Genomic DNA, 19301 nt, shown 5'->3' with positions numbered 1-19301 from the left:
AGAAAGCGCTGGTGGGGCGGGTTTCCCGTACCGTCCGTGCGGTTCGTGCTAGGAGGTTCCTACGAAGCGTGAACTGTGCGGAACGTACCGTAGCCAGGACGGAAATGGACTTCTACGGTGGGCCCGTGCACCCCACCCCGCCCTTCAACGCCCCCGCCGCGCGCCGTCTCCGCGAGGCTCTGGGGATGGCTCCCGGCCATGTCGCCTACGGGCTCGCCGCCCAGTACGGACTCCGGATCAGCGCCGAGACGGTCATCGCCTGGGAGCGCGGCGCCGCGCTCCCGGGAGAGCGCGAGCTGACGGCCCTGGCCGGCGTCCTGTGGTGCGCGCCGGGCGAGTTGCTGACCGCCGCCACCACGCTGCGCGAGCACCGCGTGAGCCGGGACCTGACGGTGGACGACCTGGCCCGGCAGGTGGGGATGACGGGCTCGTCGTACCTGCGGATGGAGGAGACGGGGCGCTGGCGGGGCAACGAGAAGCAGTCGGCGGCGCTCTGCCGGGCGCTGGGCCTGACGGCGGCGCAGTTCCTGACCGCGGCCGGCCGCGATCCGGAGCTGGCGGACCTGCTGAGCAGCGCGGTCACCACGCGCTGGCAGGCGTACGTCCGGCCGGTGTCCAGGATCGTCCCGATGGACCGGGCGCGGATCCAGGAGGTGCTGGAGCAGTTGCACGCCGACTACCAGGCCCTGATGGTCTCCACGCTGAGCTGGAGCGGCACGGGGCAGGAACGCTCCGGGTCGAGCGGCGACGCGGGCCGGGCGTTCCTGTCCCGGGTGGTCGAGCAGTTCTGGCGGACCGCCGGGGTGTGACTCCGTACGGGCCGCCCGGGCGGCCCGTACGGTCCCGCCCGGCGGGGGCCCGGGAGCGGGCGTCGCCCGCGGGCGGCAGTTCGGCGACCGGCCCTAGAAGACCGACTCGGCCTCGTACATCCGCTCGGCGGGCACCCGCTTCAGCTGGGTGACGGCCTCGGCGAGCGGGACCATGGCGATGTCGTTGCCGCGCAGGGCGGTCATCCGGCCGAAGTCGCCGCGGTGCACGGCCTCCACGGCGTGCCAGCCGAAGCGGGTGGCGAGCACCCGGTCGTACGCGGTCGGCGTGCCGCCGCGCTGGACGTGGCCGAGGATGACCGGCCGGGCCTCCTTGCCGAGCCGGGTCTCCAGCTCGATGGCGAGGCGGTTGCCGATGCCCTGGAAGCGCTCGTGGCCGTACTGGTCGATCTCGCCCTTGGCGTACGGCATGGAGCCCTCGGCCGGGTGCGCGCCCTCGGCGACGCAGATGACGGCGAACTTCTTGCCGCGCGCGAACCGCTCCTCGACCATCTTGACCAGGTCGTCGACCTGGAAGGGGCGCTCGGGCAGGCAGATGCCGTGGGCGCCGCCGGCCATCCCGGACTCCAGCGCGATCCACCCGGCGTGCCGGCCCATGACCTCGACGACCATCACGCGCTGGTGGGACTCGGCGGTGGTCTTCAGACGGTCTATGGCCTCGGTCGCGACGCCCACCGCCGTGTCGAATCCGAACGTGCGGTCGGTGGAGGAGATGTCGTTGTCGATGGTCTTCGGGACGCCCACGACCGGCATGCCCGCCTCGGCGAGCATCCGGGCGGCGGTGAGCGTGCCCTCGCCGCCGATCGGGATGAGCGCGTCGATGCCGTAACGGCGGGAGAGCTCCGCGCAGTTCTCGGCGGCCTCGCGCAGCCGGTCGCGCTCCAGCCGGGCCGAGCCGAGGATGGTGCCGCCCCGGGCCAGGATGCCGCTGACCGCGTTGAGGTCGAGGGGGCGGAAGTGGCCGTCGAGCAGCCCCTTGAAGCCGTCCTCGAAGCCGATGACCTCGTCGCCGTGACCCACGACGGCCCGGTGGACGACCGACCGGATCACTGCGTTCAGGCCGGGGCAGTCGCCGCCCGCGGTGAGAATTCCGATGCGCATCGAGGTGTGTCTCCTGCTCGCTAGTCGCGCTTTTCCGGGAGACCGACCGTGGCGGCCTCCGTGCCCTGAACCAGGACGATTGTCCCACGCCCGGCACGGGCTCCGCGCTTTCGGCCGGTCCCGGAAGGCGACGGGGCAGAAGGGGTAAGGGGCCGGTGAGCGCGTCGTCCCGGCCGGAGAGGGGTACTTCTCCGGCGGGCGGCCTAGCGGTCCCCGCAGGTATCGTCAAGAGTCAATGCAGGCCAATGCCGTACCCGGCGGAACACCGGGCGGGCACGGGGGCGCCACCCCCGTCCGGACGCCTGGTGTTCCGCGGGGCACGGCACCGAACAGGGACGGGAGAGCACGCGTGGCGCGGAGCGTGTACGTGACCGGGATCGACCGGGGGGACGGCCGGCAGGTCGTCGAGCTGGGAGTCATGGAGCTTCTGACGCGTCAGGTGGACCGCGTCGGGGTCTTCCGCCCGTTGGTCCACGACGGACCCGACCGGCTCTACGAACTGCTGCGGGCCCGCTACCGGCTCTCCCAGAGCCCGGCGTCGGTGTACGGCCTGGACTACCACGAGGCGTCCGCCGTGCAGGCGGAGAAGGGCACCGACGAACTGGTCTCGCAGCTGGTCGAGCGTTTCCACCGGGTGGCCCGGGAGTACGAGGCGGTCCTCGTCCTCGGCAGCGACTTCGCCGCCACCCAGCTCCCCGACGAGCTGGCGCTGAACGCCCGGCTGGCCAACGAGTTCGGGGCGTCGGTGATCGCGGTGGTCGGCGGCAAGGGCCAGGACGCGGAGTCCGTCCGGGCCGAGACCCGCAACGCCTACCGCGCCTACGCGGGGCTGGGCTGCGACGTGCTGGCCATGGTGGTGAACCGGGTCGCCGCCGAGGACCGCGCGACGATAGCCGAGCGGCTCGCGGCCCGGCTGCCGGTCCCCGTCTCCGTGCTGCCGGACGATCCGGCGCTCTCGGCCCCCACGGTCGCCCAGATCACCGCGGCGCTGGACGGCACGGTGCTGCTCGGCGACGACTCGGGGCTGGCGCGCGACGCGCTGGACTTCGTCTTCGGCGGGGCCATGCTGCCGAACCTGCTGAACGCCCTGACGCCCGGCTGCCTGGTGGTCACCCCCGGGGACCGGGCCGATCTGGTGGTGGGGTCGCTGGCCGCGCACAGCGCGGGCACCCCGCCCATCGCCGGCGTACTGCTGACCCTGGACGAGCGGCCCGGCGAGGAGATACTCACGCTGGCCTCGCGGCTCGCCCCGGGCACCCCGGTGGTGTCGGTGGCCGGCGGCTCCTTCCCCACCGCCGCCGAACTCTTCACCCTCGAAGGCAAGTTGAACGCGGCGACCCCGCGCAAGGCGGAGACCGCCCTCGGCCTGTTCGAGCGCCACGTGGACACCGGCGCCCTGCTGGAGCGGATCTCGGTGGCCCGCAGCGAGCGCGTCACGCCGATGATGTTCGAGCACGAGCTGCTGGAGCAGGCGCGCTCCGACCGCAAGCGCGTGGTGCTGCCGGAGGGCACGGAGGAGCGGGTGCTGCGCGCCGCCGACGTGCTGACGCGCCGCGACGTCTGCGACCTCACCCTCCTCGGCGACGTGGACGTGATCCGCAAGAAGGCCGCCGACCTCGGCGTCGACCTCGCGGAGGCCCGGCTGATCGACCCGCACACCTCGGAGCTGCGGCAGACCTTCGCGGAGCGGTACGCCGAGCTGCGCGCGCACCGCGGGGTGACGGTGGAGCTGGCGTACGACGTGGTGGCGGACGTGAACTACTTCGGCACGCTGATGGTGCAGGAGGGGCTGGCCGACGGGATGGTGTCGGGGTCGGTGCACTCCACGGCGGCCACGATCCGCCCGGCCTTCGAGATCATCAAGACCAAGCCGGACGCGTCGATCGTCTCCTCCGTCTTCTTCATGTGCCTGGCCGACAAGGTCCTCGTGTACGGCGACTGCGCGGTCAACCCGGACCCGGACGCCGAGCAGCTCGCGGACATCGCGGTGCAGTCGGCGGCGACGGCGGCCCGCTTCGGCGTGGAGCCGCGGGTGGCGATGCTGTCGTACTCGACCGGGACCTCGGGCTCCGGCGCCGACGTCGACAAGGTGCGCGAGGCCACCGAGCGGGTACGGGCCGAGCGGCCGGACCTGCGGGTGGAGGGGCCGATCCAGTACGACGCGGCGGTCGAGCCGAGCGTCGCGGCGACGAAGCTGCCGGACTCGGAGGTGGCGGGCCGGGCGTCCGTGCTGATCTTCCCGGACCTGAACACCGGCAACAACACCTACAAGGCCGTGCAGCGCTCGGCGGGCGCGGTGGCGGTCGGCCCGGTGCTCCAGGGGCTGCGCAAGCCGGTCAACGACCTCTCGCGCGGCGCGCTCGTCCAGGACATCGTCAACACGGTGGCCATCACGGCGATCCAGGCCCAGGGCGAGGAGCGCCCCGCATGACGGACACCGCCACCCCCACCGGCCCCGCCCCCGACCACGAAAGCACGGCTGCCCCTGTGGAACCGCATCGCGTCCTCGTCCTCAACTCCGGCTCCTCGTCGGTGAAGTACCAGCTCCTCGACATGCGGGACCGCTCCCGGCTCGCCTCGGGGCTGGTCGAGCGGATCGGCGAGGAGACCTCGCGCCTGGTGCACACGCCGCTGGCCGGCGGCGGGGCGGAGGCCCGGGAGCGCACGGGCCGGATCGCCGACCACGAGGAGGCGCTGAAGGCGGCGGCCGAGGAGCTGGCGGCGGACGGGCTCGGCCTGGACTCCCCCGAACTCGCCGCGATCGGGCACCGGGTGGTCCACGGCGGGCTGCGGTTCAGCGAGCCGACCGTGGTCACCGACGAGGTGCTGAAGGAGATCGAGCGGCTGGTACCGGTCGCGCCGCTGCACAACCCGGCCAACATCACCGGCATCCGTACGGCGCGGGCGCTGCGGCCGGACCTGCCGCAGGTCGCGGTCTTCGACACGGCGTTCCACACGACGATGCCGGAGTCGGCCGCGCGGTACGCGATCGACGTGGAGACCGCCGACGCGCACCGCATCCGCCGCTACGGCTTCCACGGCACCTCGCACGCGTACGTCTCGCGGAAGACGGCCGAGCTGCTGGGCAGGGCGCCCGAGGAGGTGAACGTGATCGTGCTGCACCTGGGCAACGGAGCCTCGGCCTCGGCGGTCGCGGGCGGCCGGTGCGTGGACACCTCCATGGGGCTGACCCCCTTGGAAGGGCTCGTGATGGGTACGCGCTCGGGGGACGTCGATCCGGCGGTCACCTTCCACCTCAAGCGGGTGGCGGGCATGTCGGCCGACGAGATCGACGTCCTGCTGAACAAGAGGAGCGGGCTGGTCGGCCTGTGCGGCGACAACGACATGCGGGTGATCCGCCGCCGGATCGACGAGGGCGACGAACGGGCGGCGCTGGCGTTCGACATCTACATCCACCGGCTGAAGAAGTACATCGGCGCCTACACGGCGGTGCTCGGCCGGGTGGACGCGGTGGCGTTCACGGCGGGGGTCGGCGAGAACGCGGCCCCGGTGCGGGAAGCTGCCATCGCGGGCCTGGAGGAGCTGGGCATGGCGGTGGACGCCGGGCTCAACGCCGTACGGTCCGGGGAGGCGCGGCTGATCTCGCCGGAGTACGCGCGGGTGGCGGTCGCCGTGGTGCCGACGGACGAGGAGCTGGAGATCGCCGACCAGACGTTCGCGCTCGTCGAAGGGTCGTGACGCGCGGCTCGGACGGGACGACAACTGAGCACCCCCGCGCCCTTTTGTACCTTCCACCAGACGGAATATTCCGCAGCGAAACAAACCGATAGGATCCGCCTCATGCGCCGTTCCAAAATCGTCTGCACCCTCGGTCCCGCCGTCGACTCCCACGAGCAGCTCGTCGCTCTGATCGAGGCGGGCATGAGCGTGGCCCGTTTCAACTTCAGCCACGGCTCCCACGAGGAACACCAGGGCCGTTACGACCGCGTCCGCAAGGCGGCCGCCGAGACCGGCCGCGCGGTGGGCGTGCTCGCCGACCTCCAGGGCCCGAAGATCCGCCTGGCCAAGTTCGCCGAGGGCCCGGTCGAACTGGTCCGCGGCGACGAGTTCACCATCACCTCCGAGGACGTCCCCGGCGACAAGTCGATCTGCGGCACGACCTACAAGGGCCTGCCCGGCGACGTCGTCAAGGGCGACCCGATCCTGATCAACGACGGCAACGTCGAGCTGAAGGTCGTCGAGGTCGAGGGCCCCCGGGTGAAGACCATCGTCATCGAGGGCGGTGTCATCTCCGACCACAAGGGCATCAACCTGCCCGGCGCGGCGGTCAACGTCCCGGCCCTCTCCGGGAAGGACGTCGAGGACCTGCGCTTCGCGCTGCGGATGGGCTGCGACCTGGTCGCCCTCTCCTTCGTCCGGGACGCCGACGACGTCAAGGACGTGCACAAGGTGATGGACGAGGAGGGCCGCCGGGTCCCCGTCATCGCCAAGGTGGAGAAGCCGCAGGCGGTCGAGCACATGGAGGGCGTCGTCGCGGCGTTCGACGGCGTGATGGTGGCCCGCGGCGACCTGGCCGTCGAGTACCCGCTGGAGAAGGTCCCGATGGTGCAGAAGCGCCTGGTGGAGCTGTGCCGGCGCAACGCCAAGCCGGTGATCGTGGCGACCCAGATGATGGAGTCGATGATCACCAACTCGCGGCCGACCCGCGCCGAGGCCTCCGACGTCGCCAACGCGATCCTGGACGGCGCGGACGCGGTCATGCTGTCGGCCGAGTCCTCGGTGGGCGCGTACCCGATCGAGACCGTCAAGACGATGGCGAAGATCGTCGCCGCCGCCGAGGAGGAGCTGCTCTCCAAGGGCCTCCAGCCGCTGGTCCCCGGCAAGAAGCCCCGCACGCAGGGCGGTTCGGTGGCCCGTGCGGCCTGCGAGATCGCGGACTTCCTGGACGGCAAGGCTCTGGTCGCCTTCACCAAGTCCGGCGACACGGCCCGCCGCCTCTCCCGCTACCGCACGGCCCAGCCGATCCTGGCCTTCACCACGGAGGAGGCCACCCGCAACCAGCTCGCCCTGAGCTGGGGCGTCGAGTCCTACGTCGTCCCGCACGTGGACAACACCGACGCGATGGTCGACCTGGTCGACGCGGAGCTGCTGAAGCTGAACCGCTACAACGACGGCGACACGATGGTCATCACCGCCGGCTCGCCCCCCGGCGTCCCCGGCACCACCAACATGGTCCGGGTCCACCACCTGGGCGGCGGCGAGCGGGACTGACCGCACGCACCGCGCACGCCCGAGGGGCGCCCCCGGACGGAAAGTCCGGGGGCGCCCCTCGTCGGCACGGCGGTCAGTTCCCCGCCGTGCCGCCCTCCAGGTAGTTCTCCAGCCCGGGCACGGTGAGCGTGCCGCCGAACTGGCCGGCCTGGACGACCTTCACCTTGGTGAACACGGCGATGGGGACGTTGAGCGGCGGCGGGGTCTGCGGGCTGAACGTGACCGGGATGAGGCCGAAGAGGTTGCCCTTCAGCTCCTCCGTGTACATCGTGACCTTGCCGTCGCGGATCTCCGAGACCGAGCCGGGGCGCGACTTCACGTGCCCCGTCGTGCCCGCCGGGCCCTCGGTGAGCTGGTGCAGGTCCTTGATGTCGATGGAGGTCGCGGTGAACTTCAGCACCTTCTTGATGCTGCCGTCCGCCTTCTTCACCTCGACGATGCCGTGGTAGTCGAGGCCCCGCAGGGTGAGACGCGTCGACTCCAGGGTCCACGGCGCGCTCGGCAGCAGCGGGATGCCGGGCTCCAGTTCGGCCGCGGCGAGCGCCTCCGGGTCGGCCTCGGGGCACGGGAAGCGGGGCTTCGCGCCGTCCGGGATGTCCTCGTCCTTCCTCGGATCGAGTCCCTTGACGTCCTCGTCCAGCTCCTCGACCTTCTCGCCGGCCTTCTCCGCGGCCTCGCGGATGGCGTCGGCGGTCCTGTCGGACGCCTCCTTCGCCTTGTCGGCCGCGTCCTCGGCCGGGTCCTTCGGCGTCCCGGACTTCTGGGGCGCCGCGGGCGCCTCGGGCGCCTCGGACGTGGGGCTCGGGGACGGGGCCGCCGGCTCCTCGGACTTCCCGTCGCCCGGGCCGTCGAAGAGGTCCTTGAGCGCGTCGCCGATGCCGAGCGGGTCGAGCGGGTTCTTCGACGCGGTGGGCGTCGGGGTCGCGGAGGGCGTGGCGGCGGGCTCGTCGTCCGCGGAGCGCGCCGAGGTGTCCGCGCCGGACTTCTCGCCGGCGGCCGGGTCCTTCTCCGTACCGGAGGCGGAACCGCTGGGCGAGGGCTCGGGGGTCGCGGCGTCCTCCTTGCCCGAGGCATCGTCCTTCTCGTCCTCCGCCGTGGCCGACGGGGACGGGGTGGCCTCGGGCGACGCGGACTCGCTCGGCTCGTCGGACCGGGTGACACAGGGGCCCGGGGCGAACGGGTTCTCGATGCGCTCCTCGGCCAGCGCCAGCTTGGGCGTCAGCCCCATGCCCACGAAGACCGCCGTCGGCATCGCCGCGAGCGCCAGCGCCTTCTTCCCGCTGGGCAGGTGGAGCTTGGTGAGCAGCGACTTCCTGGGGGCCGCGTGGCGCGGGCCCGTGCGCTCGCGGAGCTCGTCGCCGGGACGGGCGTCCGTCCGCCGTCCGTCGTCACCCCGCACGGTGCCCCCCGCTTTCGGAGCCGACCGCCGCGTCGAACCCGGCGCCCTGCTGCTGCGGGACGGCCGCGGCCTGGAGTTCGCCCTCGGGGCGCTCCTCGTACGGCAGGTCCTTCACCGGGGCGGCGGGCTCGCCGCCCGCGGCCCGGTCGCTCCGCTGCTCACCCGGCGCCCAGGAAACGGACAGGGCTCCGCCGATGAGGGAGAGCAGGAATCCGATCACGAAGCCGCCGATGTTGGCGACGGGGAGGGAGATCAGCGCCAGCAGAATGGCCGCGACGCCCGCGAAGACCCGGACGATGTGGTGGAACCACATGGTGAAGCCGAGCGTGATCAGCAGGACCCCGATGATCAGGGATCCGGCGCCGGCGGTCGTGGACATCGCCAGCGTCATATTGCCGAGGTGCAGGTCGGCATAGGGGAAGTAGGCGATGGGAAGGCCACCGGCCATGGTCAGCAGACCGGCCCAGAACGGCCGGTCGCCCCGCCAGGCGCGGAAGCGTCGCCGATAGACGCGGATGTGGTGCTCGTTCTGCCCTGTGGACTCGGGGCTCATGGAAAACAGCTCCCTGGAACCGGTACTGCTGTGAGAAGGGGAGGGTGGGTGGCCGGAACGCCCGCCGGGGCGCTCCGGCCACCCGGGCCGAGCGCTAGAAGCACTCCTCGACGCCCGTGTGCAGCCTGAGCTTCAGGTCGCTGAGCTTGAAGGTGCCGGCGGTGGTCGCCCACGCCGTCTGCCTCACATCGGTCAGCACGGCCCGGTCGGCCCGCTGCGCGAAGCCCGCACCGTTCGCCTGCGTACCGGGCTGGATGCCGATGCTGTTCGGCCGGTCCTTCTTCGACTTCTGCAGCGCACCCGCCGCGACACCGATGTCGATGTTCTCGAACTCGGCGTCGGCGTCGAGCTGGGCGACGTCCAGGTAGAGGTTGGTCGCCTTGACCGGGTTGTTCGGGTCGGTCCCGGCGTTCAGCTTGAGGCTGATGTTCTTGTTGATGAAGGGGACCTTCGGCGTGACCACCGACTGGCACATGTTGGTGATCGTCGCGCTGCTGAAGCCCGACACCGCGACCGCGTGCGCCGCCTTGTTGCCCTCGAGGTCCTTGCCGACCGCGACGCTGCCGTACTGGACGAAGTCCTCGCCCTCGAGCTTGTCGGTGCGGACCTTGAAGCTCTGGCCGGACACGCTGAACGAGGCGGCCAGCGCACCCTGCGCGAGGCCGACGCCCACCGCCGCCGTGGCGACGACGCTCGGCACCATGACCAGAGCGAACCGCTTCCATCTCGTCCCACCGCGAACCTGGGAACTCATACTTGCTCCTTCTTCTCGGACGTACATCTCCGGGCGGGCGACGTGCCCGGCCTGGGATGGGAGAAGTGCTACGTCCTCGGGAAGGAGAGCGCCCGCGAGCGGAGACGTGTCCCGTATCCGATCCACCGGCGTTCACCCCCGAGCGACAACCACGGGCCGCGCGCTCCGCACGGCCGGTCGGACAGGCCCCGCCATCGGGCGGGAACCCCCCTGTCCGGGGTCGGCGCCACTGCCGCCGGCCCGCTCGGTGGGGACCCAACAACCCCTCGGGCACCGGCTGGAGGCCGGGCGGAAGGTGGTGGACCGAGCGTGGCCGATCGTGGTCCATTCACGCGCCCGACACAAGGGGGATCGTTACTCGCTAGTAACGACCCGATAACCACAGGACGACAGCGCGGCATCGCGCGGCGACGCAGGGTGGAACGAAAGGGACATCGGAATAGCGGGAAACGCCCTGGAACCCGGACAGAAGCGGCCACCTGCCTTACTGCGAGTAACAGGCCGCATCTTTGTCAAGATTTGGTAAAGCGAGGGCGTCTGGGGCCGTTCTTTGGCGTCGGGACGGCAAAACGGCCGCGCCGCCGGGTGGGCGGTGCGGCCGTCTTGTCACATCGGAACAATCGGGCGCGTCCGGAGCGGACGGCGGCCCGGTGTCAGAACAGGACGCGGGCGAGCGCGGTGCGCGCGGCGGTCACTCTGGGGTCCTCGGGACCGATCACCTCGAACAGCTCCAGCAGCCGCAGCCGGGCGGTGTTCCGGTCGTCGCCCGCGGTGCGGCGGACCGCCTCGACGAGCCGGCCGAAGGCGTCCTCGACGTGTCCGCCGACGAGGTCGAGGTCGGCGGCGGCGATCTGGGCGTCCACGTCGGCCGGGTTGTCCGCGGCCTCCTTGCGGACCGCCTGCGGGTCCATGCTCTGGACGCGGCCGAGCAGCTCCGCCTGGGCGAGGCCCAGCTTGGCCTCCGGGTTGGCCGGGTCGTCGGTGAGGACGTTCTTGTACGCCTGGATCGCGCCGCCGAAGTCATTGGCGTCGAGCGCGGAGGCGGCGGCCTCCAGCAGGGCGTCGTACGGGCCGGCCGGCGCCTCGGCCGGTACGGCGCCCGCCACCCCCGCGTCCGGGTCGACCATGATCCCGGTGAGCCCGAAGCGCTCCTCGCCGACCTGGATCAACTGGTCCAGCGTCTCGCGGATCTGGGCCTCGGGGGCCACCCCCTGGAAGAGCGGGAGGACCTGCCCGGCGACGACGGCGAAAACGGCCGGAATGCCCTGGATGCCGAACTGCTGCATCAGCATCTGGTTGGCGTCGACGTCGACCTTGGCCAGCAGGAAGCGGCCGTTGTACTCGACGGCCAGCCGCTCCAGCAGAGGACCGAGCTGCTTGCACGGCTCGCACCACTCGGCCCAGAAGTCGAGGACGACGGGGACCTCGGTGGAGCGCTGGAGGACGTCGCGCTCGAAACCGGCTTCATCGACGTCGATCACCAGGGAGGCGGGCGCGACGGCGCCGGAGGCTCCGGTGCGGGCGGCTTCGGCTCGGGCCTGCTCCGCCTTGGCCTTGGCCTCGCCGGCCGCCTTGACGGCGGCGAGGTCGACGACGCCGCTCATGGACATGTTCCTAGGCTGCATACGCACATCCTCCCCCCTGAGCGCACCGTTGTGAAAAGCGAGCGCGAGAACCGGCCCGGCCGAAGGCCCCCACCGGCGTGCGGGAGCGGACGGACCAGGACGGCCCCGGGCGCCCGAAGGGCCCGGTGAGGCCCCGGAGGACCTCGGCGGAACCGGCCGGGCCCCTGAAAGGCCCGGTCGTGACGCATGGGCCCGTGAAGACCCGGGTGGACCTTCCGGATCCCCGTCCGGCCGGTCCGTGCGGCCCCGGGTCCCCACCCGGCGCCTCGGGGCCTGGTGAAGACCCCGGTGGCTGTCGCTCGTTGCGCGGCGTACGGGGGCGGGCGGGCCGCCTTCCTTACGCTACGACCCGTAGCGTAACTGCCGATCGCCCCGCCGGAACAGGTGGTCCCGGTGATCTGTCTCACGGTTACCGGGGAGTAGCGGTTTTCCTACCGGCCGGTATGGTCGCCGCATCATGAGCGACAGCGACCCCCGAACCGGCCGAACAGGGCGTCCGCGGAGCCCCGCGGCCGACGCCGCGATCCTGGAGGCGACGCGGGCGTCCCTGGTCGATCTGGGCTGGTCGAAGCTGACGATGGGGGACGTGGCGGCCCGGGCGGGGGTGGCCAAGACGACCCTCTACCGGCGGTGGGCGGGCAAGAACGAGTTGGTCGTGGACGCGGTCGCGGTCCTCTTCGACGAGTTGGAGCTGCCGGACCGGGGCAGCCTGGCCGACGACGTGCAGGGGGTGGTGCTCCAGTTCGCCGCCCTGCTGGAACGGCCGGAGACCCGGACCGCCCTGATGGCGGTGGTCGCGGAGTCCACCCGGGACGACTCCCTGCGGTTGCGCATCCGGGACTCGATCGTGGAGCGGCAGAAGCGGCTGGTGCTGGAGGGGCGGCGGCGTGCGCAGCAGCGGGGCGAACTGCCCGTCGAGACCGACGCGGTGGTGGCGAACCGGACCGCCGACCTGATCTTCGATGTGATCGCGGGGGCGGTGGTGCACCGCATGCTCGTGAGCGCCGAGCCGGTCGACGCCGACTGGGCCGAGCGGTTCACCCGGCTGCTGCTCTCGGGGCTGACCGGCGCCCGGGCCGGGTGAGAGGCGCCGGGCCCCGGACGACACGCGTCCGGGGCCCGGGGAACGGCTGGGCGCCCCTCAGAACCCCGGCGGCTCCGTGTAGACGCCCCACTCGTCGCGCAGGACCCCGCAGATCTCACCGAGCGTGGCCTCGGCCCGTACCGCGTCGAGCATCGGCGCGATCATGTTGGAGCCGTCGCGGGCGGCGGCGAGCATCGCGTCGAGGGCGGCGGCGACCTTGGCGTCGTCCCGGGCGGCCTTGCGGTCGGCGAGCTGGCTGACCTGGTCGCGCTCGACCTCGTGGCTGACGCGCAGGATCTCCAGGTCGCCGGTGACCGAGCCGTGGTGGACGTTGACGCCGACGACCCGCTTGTCGCCCTTCTCCAGGGCGCGCTGGTACTGGAAGGCGGACTCGGCGATCTCGCCGGTGAACCAGCCGTCCTCGATGCCGCGCAGGATGCCGGAGGTGATCGGCCCGATGGGGTGCTGCCCGTCCGGGTGGGCCCGGACACCGCGCTCCTTGATCTGGTCGAAGATCTTCTCGGCCTCGGCCTCGATGCGGTCGGTGAGCTGCTCGACGTACCAGGAACCGCCCAGCGGGTCGGCCACGTTGGCGACGCCGGTCTCCTCCATCAGCACCTGCTGGGTGCGCAGGGCGATCTCGGCCGCCTGCTCGGAGGGGAGGGCGAGGGTCTCGTCCAGGGCGTTGGTGTGCAGGGAGTTGGTGCCGCCGAGGACGGCGGAGAGCGCCTCGACGGCGGTGCGGACGACGTTGTTGTACGGCTGCTGCGCGGTGAGCGAGACCCCGGCGGTCTGGGTGTGGAACCGCAGCCACTGCGCCTTGTCGGTCTTCGCGCCGTACGTCTCCTTCATCCAGCGGGCCCAGATGCGGCGGGCGGCGCGGAACTTGGCGATCTCCTCGAAGAAGTCGAGGTGGGCGTCGAAGAAGAAGGAGAGTCCGGGGGCGAAGGTGTCGACGTCCAGCCTGCGGGAGAGGCCCAGCTCCACGTAGCCGAACCCGTCCGCGAGGGTGTACGCCAGCTCCTGCGCGGCCGTCGCCCCGGCCTCGCGGATGTGGTAGCCGGAGACGGAGAGCGGCTTGTAGGCGGGGATGGAGGCGGCGCAGTGCTCCATCAGGTCGCCGATCAGGCGCAGATGGGGCTCGGGCTGGAACAGCCACTCCTTCTGCGCGATGTACTCCTTGAAGATGTCGGTCTGGAGCGTGCCGTTGAGCACGGCCGGGTCGACGCCCTGGCGTTCGGCGGCGACCAGGTACATGCAGAAGACGGGGACGGCCGGTCCGCTGATCGTCATCGAGGTGGTGACGTCCCCGAGGGGGATGCCGCCGAAGAGGACCTCCATGTCGGCGGCGGAGTCGATGGCGACCCCGCAGTGGCCGACCTCGCCGAGGGCGCGCGGGTCGTCGGAGTCGCGGCCCATCAGCGTCGGCATGTCGAAGGCGACGCTGAGCCCGCCGCCGCCCGCCGCGAGGATCATCTTGTAGCGCTCGTTGGTCTGCTCGGCGTTGCCGAAGCCGGCGAACTGGCGGATCGTCCAGGTGCGGCCCCGGTAGCCGGTGGGGTGCAGCCCGCGGGTGAAGGGGTACTCCCCCGGCCAGCCGATCCGCTCGAATCCCTCGTACGTGTCACCGGGGCGGGGCCCGTAGACCGGCTCGACCGGGTCACCGGAGAGCGTGGTGAAGTCCGCGTCGCGCTTGCGGGCCTTGTCGTAACGGGCCTGCCAGCGGAGGCGGCCCTCCTCGATCGCGTCAGCGTCCATACCCTCGAATTTACTAGGACGTCCTACTAAATGTCGATGGCAAACCGCCCGGCGCTTCGCGCGGGGCGGTGCGGGTGCGCCGGGTCAGACCTTGGCGGGGGCCGGCGCGGGGTCGGTGACCAGGGCGCGGGCCTCGCGGCTGACCTTCGGCTCGACGAAGAACGAGGCGAAGGGGATGCAGCCGGCGGCCAGCACCCACAGGAGCTTGCCGAAGGGCCACTTCGCCTTGGAGCCCAGATCGAAGGCGAAGACGACGTAGACGATGAACAGCACGCCGTGGATCTGGGAGATCAGCATGGTGTCGCCGGTCTCGAAGCCGTACTTCGCGATGATCGCCGCGGTGAAGACGAGGAGCCAGACGGCGGTGACGTAGGCCATCACCCGGTAGCGGGTGAGCACGTTCTGTTTCATGGCATCGAGCGTAACGGGACGACCGGGGCGATCTTCGCGCGACCCCCTTGACCGGACCGCCCCCGCGTACGGCGTACGCTCGCGCCCCCGGACGCACGCGCCCACCACCGGACCGGCGTACGCCCCCGCCTCACGGCGGGCCCGCGGTCACTTCTCCTCGAAGTCCCGCGCCGCCACCCGCAGCGGTCGCAGCATGGCGAAGATCTCGGCGCACTCCTCGGCGTCGTACACCCCGAGCCCGAAGTCGATCGCGACCAGGTCCCGGGTGGCCGCCTCGACGACGTCGCGGCCCTTGCCGGTGATGGACGCGAGCGTTCCGCGGCCGTCGTTCGGGTTGGGCCGCTTGGCCACGAGACCGGACCTGACCAGCCGGTCCACGGTGTTGGTGACCGATGTGGGGTGCACCATCAGCCGCTCCCCGATCTTGGACATCGGCAGTTCGCCGGCCTTGGAGAAGGCGAGCAGCACCAGCGCCTCGTACCGGGCGAAGGTCAGTCCGTACGGCTTGACGACGGCGTCGACCTCGGCGAGCAGGATCTGCTGGGCCCGCATGATCGAGGTGATCGCCCCCATCGAGGGCACGGGCCCCCAGCGCTGCTGCCAGAGCTCGTCGGCGCGGGCGATGGGATCGAAGGGAAGGCTGAGCGGCTTCGGCACGGCACCGACCTTACCCACTGGTCACATGCCGGTCAGCTCCGTCTCGCTCTTCGGTATCGGACATCCGTCCGGGGGCTGTCCTGCGGACCTCCGCGACGAGCAGCAGCGTGCAGACGGTGCCGACGGCGCCGGAGGCCGCGACCACCTGGTGCACGGGGAAGAACTCGGCCGCGAGCCCCGCCAGCGCCATCCCGAGCCCCTGGACGGTCATCAGCCCGGCGGTGAGCAGGGTCATGGCCCGGCCGCGCAGCTCCTGGGGCACGGCGTCGACGAACCACTGGTCGAGCCCGATGACGTACGCGGCGCCCGCACCGGCCAGCGCGAGGGCGGCGAGCGCCAGCGGCAGCCCGGGGCGGACCACGTAGACGAGGAGCGGCAGCAGTCCGACGGCGGCGACCGGCAGGACGATCCGGGAGCGGTGGCGGGGGCTGAGCGCGGACCCCGCGAACAGCTCGGCCCCGATGTGCCCGACGGCCATCGCGCAGAGCAGCAGCCCGAGCGCGGCGGGCGGGGCCCCGATCGCGTCGGCGTACGGGGCGGCCAGCGCCTCCGGGGCCACGACGAACATCGCGGGCAGCCAGAACAGCAGCATCAGCGCCCGGACGCGGCGGTCGCCCAGGATCAGACGGGCCCCGGAGAGCGACTCCTTCAGCAGGGCGCCGCCGGCCTCCCCGCCGCCGGAGCGGGCGGGGCGGTCGCGGGTGCCGAGGCGGAGCAGGGCTGCCGAGCAGAGGAAGGTCGCCACGGTGACGGTGATCGCGCCGCGCGGGGAGACTGCGGTGAGCAGCACCCCGCCGGCCCCGAACCCGATGAGCATCGCGCTCTGCGAGACGATCCGCAGCAGCGAGCGGCCCAGCACGTAGAGGTCGCCCTCGCCAAGGATGTCGGTGAGCGCCGCCATCCGGGTTCCGGTGAAGACAGGGGCGATGGCGGCGACCAGGCAGCGCAGGGCGAGGAGCCCGGCGACCGGGGTGGCGGGCGCCAGCATCACGGCGACGCAGGCGGCGCAGAGCAGGTCGCAGACCACCAGGACGCGGCGGGCCGGGTAGCGGTCGGCGACCCCCGCGAAGAGGACCCCGCCGATCAGGTACGGGAGCAGCCCCAGCGCGAACGTCAGCGCGCTGAGCAGCGGGGAGCCGGTGAGGTCGTAGACGAGCACGGTGAGCGCGAGTTCGCTGACGACGACGCCGAGCAGCGAGAGCAGGTGCGCGGCGAAGACGGCCCGGAACTCGGTGACGGCGAAGACGGCCCGGTAGCCGGACGGGGCCGCCGGGTCCGGGACGGCGCGGGCCCCGGCACCGGAAGCGGGCGCGGGGGGCGTGGTGGCGGGGGCGGCCGGGGCGGTGCGGTCCGCCGGGGCCGCCGGATCCCGGAGCGTGGGCCCGGAGCCCGGGTCGGGGAGGGGGGCCGCACGCTCCGGGGGCGGAGCCGGGACCTGTGCCGCCGGGGCGGGCGGAGTACGGGGGGTGTCCACCGGGGCGGGTCTGTCGTTCGGCATGGGACGAGCCTGGGGCCGGGAGGGGCCTCGTCCGTAGACTTTCGGCTCAGGACGAATCTTCACGGCCGGGAGGGGGAGGCGTGCCGTTCCAGCTCCACTTCGGCGAGAGCGATCTGCTGCGCTGCCGGTTCGCGCTGTCCCCGCTGTTCGAGACCCAGGAGGCGGTGCGCACCCTCTCCCGGCCCTCCCGGCACGGCTACCACCTGCCGTGGCTCCGCCGCGTCCGGGAGTCCGCCGCGGCCCTGGAGCTGGAGCCCCTGTGGCTGCTGATGCCGGACGCCGGCCACAATCCGGACTTCATCTGCCCGCCGCCGATCGGGCCGCTGGCCACCTTCGAGGAGGAGCTCGCGACCGTACGGGCGACCGACCCCGAGGTGGCGCGGCAGGACATGGCGGCGGCCCTGGCGGACCGGCCGGGCGGGAGGGAGTCGGCGGTCGGGCGGCGGCTGCTGGCCGATCCCGCGCGGGCGGTGGGCGAGCTGGCCGACCTGCTGGAGCGGGCCTGGGAGGCGCTGATCGAGCCGTACTGGCCCCGGCTGCGGGCGCTGCTGGAGGCGGACATCGCCTACCACTCCCGGCGGCTCGCGGACAGCGGGCTGGAAGGGGTGCTGGGCGAGGTGAGCACCCGGCTGAGCTGGAACGGCTCGACGCTCACCGTGGCCGGAACCCGGGGCGACCACCGGCGGGTGCTGGGCGGGCAGGGGCTGGTGCTGATGCCGAGCGTCTTCGTCTGGCCGGAGGTGGTGGGCGGCCACGAGGAGCCGTGGCAGCCGGGGCTGATCTACCCGGCGCGCGGCATCGGCGGGCTCTGGACCGGGGCGGGCGGGCGGACGCCGGAGACGCTCGGCCGCCTGCTGGGCCGGGTCCGGGCCGACGTGCTGTGCGCCCTGGACGAACCGGCCGGCACGAGCGCGCTGGCGCACCGGCTGGGCCTCGCGCCCTCGTCCGTCTCGGCCCATCTCTCCGTACTGCGCGGGGCGGGGCTGCTGACCTCGCGGCGCTACGGCCACCAGGTGCTGTACGAGCGCACCCCGCTGGGGATCGCGCTGGCCGCCTCGGAGTGAGGGCGCGGGAACGCCGGACCAGCGGCCACCACGGGCGTACGGGTCACGGACGGTGTCGCACCGCCACTCTAGGTGACCGTTATGCCAGGATTGCCGCGTTTCTTCTTTTCCCCGCGCTCTCCGCGCCCGCCCTGTTCCGAATCCGTGCGTCACCGCCGCCCGAGGGGTCTGGATGTCCGGCCGCAGCACCGTCTCCCGCGCTCTCCCCCGTACCGGTTCCGTCGTCCTGGCCGCCCTCACCCTGGTGACCGCCCTCACCGCGGGCTGTTCGGCGCCGGAGCCGCGCGTCGCCCCGACCGCCGAGGAGGCCGGGGGGAACGTCCGGGGCGAGCCCGCCCCGAGCGCGGCGTCGCCGTACTGGGTGGACCCGGACAGCGACGCGGCCCGCCAGGTGCGCGCCTGGGAGAAGGAGGGGCGCGAGGCGGACGCGAAGGTCCTGCGGCGGATCTCCGACCGCCCGGTGGCCGACTGGCCCGCCTGGGACGACCCCGCCCCGGGCATCCGGGCCGCGGCGCGGGCCGCCGCGCGGACGGAGAAGACCGTCCTGCTCGTGGCGTACAACATCCCGCACCGCGACTGCGGGCTCTACTCCGCGGGCGGCGCGAAGGACGCCGACGCCTACCGTTCCTGGATCGGCGCGTTCGCCGACGCCATCGGGGACGCGTCGGCGACCGTGATCCTGGAGCCGGACGCCCTCCCCCACATCGCGGACGGCTGCACCCCGCCCGAGCACCACGCCGAGCGCTACCAGCTCCTGTCCGAAGCGGTGGACACGCTCAAGGCCCGGCCGAACACCCGGGTGTACCTGGACGCGGGCAACCCGGACTGGATCGACGAGCCGTCCAAGATGGCGCAGCCGCTGCGCCGGGCCGGCATCGACCGGGCGGACGGCTTCTCGCTGAACGTCTCCAACTTCCAGTCGAACGAGAGCGTGAAGGCGTACGCGGGCCGGCTCTCCGACGCGGTGGGCGGCTCGCACTTCGTGATCGACACCAGCCGCAACGGCAAGGGCCCCCTGCCCGGGGGCCGTGAGGAAGCCTGGTGCAATCCGCCGGGCCGGGGGCTCGGCACGCCGCCGACCACCGACACCGGCGACGACCGCCTCGACGCCTACCTGTGGATCAAGCGGCCGGGCGACTCCGACGGCACCTGCCGGGGCGGCCCGCCGGCCGGCGACTGGTGGCCGGAGTACGCGCTCGGCCTGGCCAGGCGCGCCGCCACCTGACCGAGCCGGACGCGCCGCGGGGGGGGGCCGGGCGGGCGCCCGGGCGCCCCCGCCGGCCCCCCGCCCGACCCCCCCCAAAGCACCACCCACACGAACCGGACACCAGACAGACG

16 protein-coding genes are annotated in these 19301 nt (G+C 72.7%); 7 read left to right on the top strand and 9 right to left on the bottom strand.

Annotated features, from left to right (window positions below; genetic code table 11):
• Nucleotides 1–104 precede the first annotated feature (104 nt).
• On the top strand, nucleotides 105–809 hold the full coding sequence (locus ACH4K1_RS07465) for a helix-turn-helix domain-containing protein (RefSeq protein ID WP_398087501.1): 705 nt from the start codon (nucleotides 105–107) through the stop codon (nucleotides 807–809).
• Between the two features lie 93 nt (nucleotides 810–902).
• Here the strand turns inward: ACH4K1_RS07465 and ACH4K1_RS07460 are convergent, their stop codons facing one another.
• Nucleotides 903–1928, bottom strand: coding sequence for an ATP-dependent 6-phosphofructokinase (locus ACH4K1_RS07460; RefSeq protein WP_228990112.1), 1026 nt, complete (start codon nucleotides 1926–1928; stop codon nucleotides 903–905).
• A 349-nt stretch (nucleotides 1929–2277) separates the two neighbouring features.
• On the opposite strand from ACH4K1_RS07460, the gene pta reads away from it, so the two are divergent.
• From pta to pyk, 3 genes are all read left to right on the top strand, one after another.
• The gene (gene pta, locus ACH4K1_RS07455; RefSeq protein ID WP_398087499.1) at nucleotides 2278–4359 is read left to right on the top strand and encodes a phosphate acetyltransferase; all 2082 of its coding nucleotides are present in this window, start codon (nucleotides 2278–2280) and stop codon (nucleotides 4357–4359) included.
• A gap of 56 nt (nucleotides 4360–4415) precedes the next feature.
• On the top strand, nucleotides 4416–5627 hold the full coding sequence (locus ACH4K1_RS07450; protein ID WP_398087913.1) for an acetate kinase: 1212 nt from the start codon (nucleotides 4416–4418) through the stop codon (nucleotides 5625–5627).
• 102 nt (nucleotides 5628–5729) lie between these two features.
• On the top strand, nucleotides 5730–7160 hold the full coding sequence (gene pyk / locus ACH4K1_RS07445) for a pyruvate kinase (RefSeq protein ID WP_398087497.1): 1431 nt from the start codon (nucleotides 5730–5732) through the stop codon (nucleotides 7158–7160).
• 73 nt (nucleotides 7161–7233) lie between these two features.
• Here the strand turns inward: pyk and ACH4K1_RS07440 are convergent, their stop codons facing one another.
• The 4 genes from ACH4K1_RS07440 to ACH4K1_RS07425 all read right to left on the bottom strand — a co-directional run bounded on the left by ACH4K1_RS07440 (nucleotide 7234) and on the right by ACH4K1_RS07425 (nucleotide 11491).
• Nucleotides 7234–8559, bottom strand: a complete 1326-nt coding sequence (locus ACH4K1_RS07440) for a hypothetical protein (protein WP_398087495.1) — start codon at nucleotides 8557–8559, stop codon at nucleotides 7234–7236.
• Nucleotides 8549–9112, bottom strand: coding sequence for a DUF6114 domain-containing protein (locus ACH4K1_RS07435; RefSeq protein ID WP_398087493.1), 564 nt, complete (start codon nucleotides 9110–9112; stop codon nucleotides 8549–8551). Before ACH4K1_RS07435 ends, ACH4K1_RS07440 begins: the two co-directional genes overlap by 11 nt.
• Before the next feature lie 94 nt (nucleotides 9113–9206).
• Nucleotides 9207–9866 carry a DUF6230 family protein gene (locus ACH4K1_RS07430; protein WP_398087491.1) on the bottom strand — a complete coding sequence of 220 codons (660 nt, stop codon included), beginning with the start codon at nucleotides 9864–9866 and terminating at the stop codon, nucleotides 9207–9209.
• 653 nt (nucleotides 9867–10519) lie between these two features.
• Complete coding sequence (locus ACH4K1_RS07425) at nucleotides 10520–11491, bottom strand: tetratricopeptide repeat protein (protein WP_398087490.1); 972 nt, start codon at nucleotides 11489–11491, stop codon at nucleotides 10520–10522.
• Between the two features lie 457 nt (nucleotides 11492–11948).
• Here ACH4K1_RS07425 and ACH4K1_RS07420 point away from each other — a divergent pair, with 457 nt between their 5' ends.
• On the top strand, nucleotides 11949–12575 hold the full coding sequence (locus ACH4K1_RS07420; RefSeq protein ID WP_398087488.1) for a TetR/AcrR family transcriptional regulator: 627 nt from the start codon (nucleotides 11949–11951) through the stop codon (nucleotides 12573–12575).
• A 57-nt stretch (nucleotides 12576–12632) separates the two neighbouring features.
• Here the strand turns inward: ACH4K1_RS07420 and ACH4K1_RS07415 are convergent, their stop codons facing one another.
• The 4 genes from ACH4K1_RS07415 to ACH4K1_RS07400 form a co-directional block, all read right to left on the bottom strand.
• Complete coding sequence (locus ACH4K1_RS07415) at nucleotides 12633–14333, bottom strand: methylmalonyl-CoA mutase (protein ID WP_398087487.1); 1701 nt, start codon at nucleotides 14331–14333, stop codon at nucleotides 12633–12635.
• Between the two features lie 84 nt (nucleotides 14334–14417).
• Nucleotides 14418–14744 carry a DUF3817 domain-containing protein gene (locus ACH4K1_RS07410; protein ID WP_398087485.1) on the bottom strand — a complete coding sequence of 109 codons (327 nt, stop codon included), beginning with the start codon at nucleotides 14742–14744 and terminating at the stop codon, nucleotides 14418–14420.
• 147 nt (nucleotides 14745–14891) lie between these two features.
• Nucleotides 14892–15401 carry a MarR family winged helix-turn-helix transcriptional regulator gene (locus tag ACH4K1_RS07405; protein WP_228990122.1) on the bottom strand — a complete coding sequence of 170 codons (510 nt, stop codon included), beginning with the start codon at nucleotides 15399–15401 and terminating at the stop codon, nucleotides 14892–14894.
• A 10-nt stretch (nucleotides 15402–15411) separates the two neighbouring features.
• The gene (locus tag ACH4K1_RS07400; RefSeq protein WP_398087483.1) at nucleotides 15412–16899 is read right to left on the bottom strand and encodes an MFS transporter; all 1488 of its coding nucleotides are present in this window, start codon (nucleotides 16897–16899) and stop codon (nucleotides 15412–15414) included.
• Nucleotides 16900–16979: 80 nt separating this feature from the next.
• Between ACH4K1_RS07400 and ACH4K1_RS07395 the strand changes: the two genes are divergently transcribed.
• Entirely contained in the window at nucleotides 16980–17963 is a 984-nt protein-coding gene (locus tag ACH4K1_RS07395) for a DUF5937 family protein (RefSeq protein WP_398087481.1), read from the top strand.
• A gap of 172 nt (nucleotides 17964–18135) precedes the next feature.
• Nucleotides 18136–19188 carry a glycoside hydrolase family 6 protein gene (locus ACH4K1_RS07390; protein ID WP_398087479.1) on the top strand — a complete coding sequence of 351 codons (1053 nt, stop codon included), beginning with the start codon at nucleotides 18136–18138 and terminating at the stop codon, nucleotides 19186–19188.
• Nucleotides 19189–19301 lie beyond the last annotated feature (113 nt).

The organism is Streptomyces sp. NPDC017448, assembly GCF_044330565.1.
Classification (GTDB): Bacteria; Actinomycetota; Actinomycetes; order Streptomycetales; family Streptomycetaceae; genus Streptomyces.
The sequence above is the reverse complement of the archived record's forward strand: the minus strand, read 5'-3'. Positions and strand labels throughout refer to the sequence as shown.

Coding starts and splice junctions, on each gene's coding strand:
- ACH4K1_RS07465 (WP_398087501.1), top strand. CDS start 105: ATGGACTTCTACGGTGGGCCCGTGCACCCCACCCCGCCCTTCAACGCC.
- ACH4K1_RS07460 (WP_228990112.1), bottom strand. CDS start 1,928: ATGCGCATCGGAATTCTCACCGCGGGCGGCGACTGCCCCGGCCTGAAC.
- pyk (WP_398087497.1), top strand. CDS start 5,730: ATGCGCCGTTCCAAAATCGTCTGCACCCTCGGTCCCGCCGTCGACTCC.
- ACH4K1_RS07435 (WP_398087493.1), bottom strand. CDS start 9,112: ATGAGCCCCGAGTCCACAGGGCAGAACGAGCACCACATCCGCGTCTAT.
- ACH4K1_RS07430 (WP_398087491.1), bottom strand. CDS start 9,866: ATGAGTTCCCAGGTTCGCGGTGGGACGAGATGGAAGCGGTTCGCTCTG.
- ACH4K1_RS07425 (WP_398087490.1), bottom strand. CDS start 11,491: ATGCAGCCTAGGAACATGTCCATGAGCGGCGTCGTCGACCTCGCCGCC.
- ACH4K1_RS07420 (WP_398087488.1), top strand. CDS start 11,949: ATGAGCGACAGCGACCCCCGAACCGGCCGAACAGGGCGTCCGCGGAGC.
- ACH4K1_RS07415 (WP_398087487.1), bottom strand. CDS start 14,333: ATGGACGCTGACGCGATCGAGGAGGGCCGCCTCCGCTGGCAGGCCCGT.
- ACH4K1_RS07410 (WP_398087485.1), bottom strand. CDS start 14,744: ATGAAACAGAACGTGCTCACCCGCTACCGGGTGATGGCCTACGTCACC.
- ACH4K1_RS07400 (WP_398087483.1), bottom strand. CDS start 16,899: ATGCCGAACGACAGACCCGCCCCGGTGGACACCCCCCGTACTCCGCCC.
- ACH4K1_RS07390 (WP_398087479.1), top strand. CDS start 18,136: ATGTCCGGCCGCAGCACCGTCTCCCGCGCTCTCCCCCGTACCGGTTCC.